Origin of the sequence: Arsenophonus sp. ENCA, assembly GCF_002287155.1 — a bacterium.
GTDB classification, from domain to species: Bacteria; Pseudomonadota; Gammaproteobacteria; order Enterobacterales; family Enterobacteriaceae; genus Arsenophonus; species Arsenophonus nilaparvatae.
Genome location: NZ_NHNG01000771.1, coordinates 1 through 695, shown reverse-complemented (window position 1 = coordinate 695; position 695 = coordinate 1). Strand labels below are relative to the sequence as shown.

The window sequence follows — 695 nt, the reverse complement described above, 5'->3', positions numbered from 1 at the left end:
AAAAACAAGAAAATAAAATAATCTCGGGCATCCGTATTACGGTTGAACACGCCATCGCGGGTATCAAGCGCTTCGGTTGTATGACCCAAATTTTACGGAATCGTAGACCCTTTATTGATGATACCTTTTTACTCCTTAGTGCCGGTCTTTGGAATTTCCATCTCAGAACAGCCTAAAATTTACTTCAATCACCGAAATACCCTTATTTCACTATTAAGCAACACGCTTAATTAGCACCGTCAGTTTCAAAGATATGTTGAGAAGCCAATTTCTTGGCAGCAATTTTCGTTTCAGATTCGATAGAGCAGTTGTTACGAGATAATCGTTTATGTAAAGCAATCATTGGATTATCAGTCGAAGAATTGAAAAATTTAGCCGCTGAATTTTCAGCTTGTTATTTGATTTATCGGAAAAAGAATCGAAAAGCTCACGAGCGGCAGATGGGTGCAGGGCAGAAAGGATTTATCCCAACCCCATTAGATAAACTGCTTTTTATTTTATTGTATTTAAAATGTTATCCGACCTATGATTTGCAAGGACTTCTTTTTGGTTTAGATAGAACACGGGCATGTCGCTGGGTAAAAATATTATTGCCGGTTTTAGAGATGACCTTGGGGCGAGAATGTGTTTTGCCCGCTCGTCAAATTCGCTCTGCTGAGGAATTTTTTCGCGCCTTTCCTGGAGTTAAAGACGTC

Annotated in this window: 2 protein-coding genes; both read left to right on the top strand. The window is 39.3% G+C overall.

Features of this window, described 5'->3' with window-relative positions; all coding sequences use genetic code 11:
- Positions 1-17 precede the first annotated feature (17 nt).
- Positions 18-176, top strand: a complete 159-nt coding sequence (locus tag CBG25_RS21585; RefSeq protein WP_366212646.1) for a hypothetical protein — start codon at positions 18-20, stop codon at positions 174-176.
- A 96-nt stretch (positions 177-272) separates the two neighbouring features.
- A partial coding sequence (locus tag CBG25_RS19895; protein ID WP_290608807.1) for a transposase family protein occupies positions 273-695 on the top strand: 423 nt, incomplete at its 3' end.